Here is a 3,949-nt window from a genome sequence, read left to right as displayed (position 1 = left end):
TCGAAAACGGCTTTACGATATTTGGCTGGGAACACTAAATGATATAGCAAAACACTTACATTATGGCTCTTATGGATGTATTCACTCATTTTTCTATTGTACGCCGCGAGCGGCGGGGAATTAGACCCGAAGAGATTAAAACACGAACAAATTCCCACCGTTTATGATTATTTCTCGGAAGGAAACTCTTTCTATTTAGTGCAAGAGTTTATTGAAGGAGAAACCCTACTTCAATATCCTGTAGTTGGGTTGAGGCACGAAACCCAACACAACCAACTTTTTTAACGTCAACCCAACTACTTAAAGGAGTAAAAACAATGACTAATATTGTGCTTAAAAGTGCTAGGGGTGTTAACTATTCTCGATTACAGCAACTCCTAGCAGCGGGAAACTGGAAAGAAGCAGACAAAGAAACACGTAAAGTCATGCTTCAGGTTGTCAGCAGGGAAAGCAAACGTGGATGGCTAAAGACAGAGGATATTGACAATTTCCCCTGTGAAGATTTGCAAACTATTGACCAACTCTGGCTACACTACAGTCAGGGTAAGTTTGGCTTCAGCGTCCAGAAAGAAATCTATGAGAGTCTCGGTGGCACGAGAGGGTATAATGGGGGATTGTTCGAAAATTTCCATCAAGAAGTCTGGAAAAATTTCGGCGATCTCGTCGGCTGGAGAAAAAGAGGAAAATGGTTGTCTTACAGGAACCTAACGTTTAATAATGCAGCCCCCAAAGCTCACTTCCCATTTTTATTTTATCGTTTCGTTGTTCCGCCGATTGGTATCGTGGCAATTTTGGTTTTTTGGGGTTTGTTTTGCTCGATTTTCTCGATCAGTGTGGGATTAACGTTGTGGCCGTTGTGGGTTTTTCTTTTTGGGTGGGCTTTTTTTTGGTTTGTGTTTTGGTTTGCGTTTTGGTATGTGGTTGGTATTTTTACTTGTTGGGTATTTGTGGTTATCTTGGTAGCGTCAGATGTTAATTGGCATAAGCCTAATTGTTTTATTCGGCTTATTCGGCGTATTAAACTTTTTGTCAACTGGGACTTTTTGCGTTCTCTTAAGGATGAGATCGGTTTCAGTTTGCTATATTCGATGTATTGTATTTACTCACTGATGGTTGTGGTTGCTGTGGTTATTGCTAGGCAGATAGGTACCAGTCTGGAGCCGCATTTATTCCCGCTGGCTTTGCAGTTATCGTTTCTTGAGATGTTTCTGCTCCGGTTCGGTCTCAATGGTGGCTTCCTGGGGGCTCTCTCCTCTCGCGCAAAGGATTGTAACTTAGGGAAAAGTAACGCTCCGGTGACATCTACACCCCTACCTAAAGTAGCGCCAACTCCACTGACAAACTTCACCGAAAAAATATCCAAGGGCATAACACTGGAGATGGTAGGCTTACCAGCAGGTCAATTTATCATGGGCTCTCCTGATAGTGATCCCTATGCTAGGGATTGGGAAAAGCCTCCACACCAAGTTCAAGTCAACAGTTTTGCGATCGGGAAATATCCGGTGACTCAGGCACAATATCAAGCAGTAATGGGAAACAATCCCTCTTGGTTTAAAAATAATCCCCAAAATCCAGTAGAAAAGGTTAGTTGGGATGATGCTCAAGCTTTTTGTCAGAAATTGAGTCAAATAACCGGGAAAACCTATCGCCTACCGACAGAAGCGGAATGGGAATATGCCTGTCGTGCGGGAACTACTACTCGCTATTATTTCGGTGATGATGCTAGTCAGTTAGGAGATTACGCTTGGTATGGCGGAAATTCTCAGCAGACAACTCATCCTGTGGGCCAGAAAAGGCCCAATGCTTGGGGACTGTATGATATGAGTGGCAATGTTTGGGAGTGGTGCGAGGACAATTGGCACGATAACTATATCGGAGCGCCAAAGGATGGCAGTGCTTGGCTGACAAATGATAATGATTATCAAATACTGCGGGGCGGTTCTTGGTGCGACCTTCCGTATGACTGCCGTTCCGCTGACCGCCTCAGCCGCTCCCGCCGCGGCAACGACTACGACGACTTCGGTTTTCGGGTGGTGTGCGGTGCTGGGAGGACTCTGTAACCCTTATTCTCTTTTTACCCTTTTTTACCCTTTTTTACTTTTTTCAATTTTTCTCTTTTTCCCGCCTAGCGGCGGGTCGATTTTTTTGAAAAAATTGAGGTAGTAATCTGTGGTTTGTAGGGTGCGTGTTTGCGCGTATTTAAAGGAGATTTGTTATAATTAAATTATGATTGCGCCGTAACGCACCATCTTAAGAAAATTGGTGCGTTACGCTATCACTAACGCACCCTACAAGAGCCGCTACTGTGTCTGGAGTGGTTTTTATTATGATTATTTAACTGCTACCGCATATCCCCCCGTAGCAATCTCTCCCTAGTAACAGGTTTCTAGTTCCTGTTTGATATTCAGGCAGAATGAATGATATAATTGGTGCGTGGGGCGTGGGGGTTGGTTATCCTTCTCTCAAAGCTTTTAACCTGTAGAATATAACGATCTCAGGTTTTTTGTCAAGTCTAATTTGAGGGATTTTGCTCCCGTAAACATCAGCTTTTGGGGAACTCGATAGATAAATTATGAATTATGAATTATGAATTATGAATTATGAATTATCAAAAAGAATAGAAGAAACAAATAGATATTCGGGAACGTTGTTTTGAGTATGCACTGCGAGCAATTAAACTTTATCAATAAACAATAATTTGAGAAAATGAACCAAAAAACTTACCAACTAACCTTAAACTTTGACCAGATTTTAGATTTGGTTAAACAACTCCCAGAAAGTGACAAAATAAAACTCAGTAAAGAACTCGAAAAAGAAACTTTAAATCAAAAATTAACCCAACTTTTAGAAACCTTTAAAACTGATGAGCTTTCCCTAGAGACAATTACCGAAGAAGTGGAGGAAGTTAGGGCTGAAATTTATGGACAACAAGCCACCGATTAAAGTTATTATTGATACTAACCTTTGGATTAGCTTTCTTATTGGTAAACAGTTAGCTGGTTTAAAATATCTACTGATTGAAAAAACTCTTGTGCCGATTTTTTCTCCACAGCTACTTAATGAAATTAACCTTGTTACCAAAAGACCAAAATTACAAAAGCATTTTTCCCAAAGAAAAGTTCAAGAATTACTTGAACTTTTAAGCATAATTGGGTTATGTATTGAGGCTCTTCGGTAATTGTTATGCAATGGACGGGGGTTATAAGGGATGGAACCCTTATAGAGAAAGGCATTTAGCGATTTTTGTCAATTGTTTTTGCTCTAGAGCGAACTAATCAATTAAGTCTCTTGCCAGATAAGGATTTAGTCGATTTATGCCCCCCTATCGAACCATACCAAGTAACGAAGAACCTTTTCTTCCTTGATTTAACAGGTTTAAATCCGTAGGATAACTAATATCTGCGGGCGCACAACTGGCATCTAAAATTAATTTACCTCGATTTTCTGGTTGACTTTGGGTTTCGCTCTCTAACTTTTTTTCGGTGTTTTCTTCTTCTTTTATTTCTCTCGAATTTTTGACCATAAAGCGATTCACTTTATTAATTAGTTCCCGAGGGATTCTTTCTCGAAAGTGAACCAACATTGACGCTTCAAACCGGGGTTCATTGCTGTAGGATGAAAACCCCAAGAAGTATTGTAAATAAGGATTTTCTTTGATTTGTTCTACCGTTTCTCTATCGCTTGTTCCTCATTTTTCTTTAATAATTAATGCTCCGAGTGCTGTCCTGAATGTTTTGGCGGGTGTGCCCATTTCTTCTGAAAAAAGTGATGCGTATTCCGCTTCAAATTCTGACCAGGGAATGAGGTTGGCCATAATTACCCAACGATTATCTTGGGATAATTTCCCCTCAAAGGGCAGCTCGAAGTTTTCTGGTGGGGTTGAGGGTAACTCGCTTTTACGGTACATTAGCACTAATTAGAGAAGATGCAAGGGTGATGCAAGGGTGAT

The 3,949-nt window shown here is 40.8% G+C and carries 3 protein-coding genes and 3 pseudogenes; 4 read left to right on the top strand and 2 right to left on the bottom strand.

Annotated elements, in window-relative coordinates; translation table 11 throughout:
- Positions 1-89, bottom strand: a pseudogene (locus PX482_RS15910) (IS200/IS605 family transposase); the annotation flags it as partial.
- A 228-nt stretch (positions 90-317) separates the two neighbouring features.
- On the opposite strand from PX482_RS15910, the gene PX482_RS15900 reads away from it, so the two are divergent.
- From PX482_RS15900 to PX482_RS15885, 4 genes and pseudogenes are all read left to right on the top strand, one after another.
- Complete coding sequence (locus PX482_RS15900; RefSeq protein WP_288025800.1) at positions 318-2,060, top strand: SUMF1/EgtB/PvdO family nonheme iron enzyme; 1,743 nt, start codon at positions 318-320, stop codon at positions 2,058-2,060.
- A 646-nt stretch (positions 2,061-2,706) separates the two neighbouring features.
- On the top strand, positions 2,707-2,943 hold the full coding sequence (gene vap15, locus PX482_RS15895; RefSeq protein ID WP_002762933.1) for a type II toxin-antitoxin system VapB15 family antitoxin: 237 nt from the start codon (positions 2,707-2,709) through the stop codon (positions 2,941-2,943).
- Entirely contained in the window at positions 2,921-3,178 is a 258-nt protein-coding gene (locus PX482_RS15890; protein WP_002762932.1) for a putative toxin-antitoxin system toxin component, PIN family, read from the top strand. The genes vap15 and PX482_RS15890 overlap by 23 nt, the downstream gene beginning before the upstream one ends.
- Before the next feature lie 5 nt (positions 3,179-3,183).
- Positions 3,184-3,387 (top strand): annotated as a pseudogene (locus PX482_RS15885) (hypothetical protein).
- Here PX482_RS15885 and PX482_RS15880 read toward each other — a convergent pair.
- A pseudogene (locus PX482_RS15880) lies at positions 3,356-3,907 on the bottom strand (transposase); the annotation flags it as partial. The pseudogenes PX482_RS15885 and PX482_RS15880 sit on opposite strands and share 32 nt — an antisense overlap.
- Positions 3,908-3,949 lie beyond the last annotated feature (42 nt).

It is taken from the genome of Microcystis sp. M53602_WE12 (genome assembly GCF_030065455.1).
Taxonomy (GTDB): Bacteria; Cyanobacteriota; Cyanobacteriia; order Cyanobacteriales; family Microcystaceae; genus Microcystis; species Microcystis aeruginosa.
Note: the sequence above shows the minus strand (reverse complement) of the source record. Positions and strands in the feature narration are given on the sequence as shown.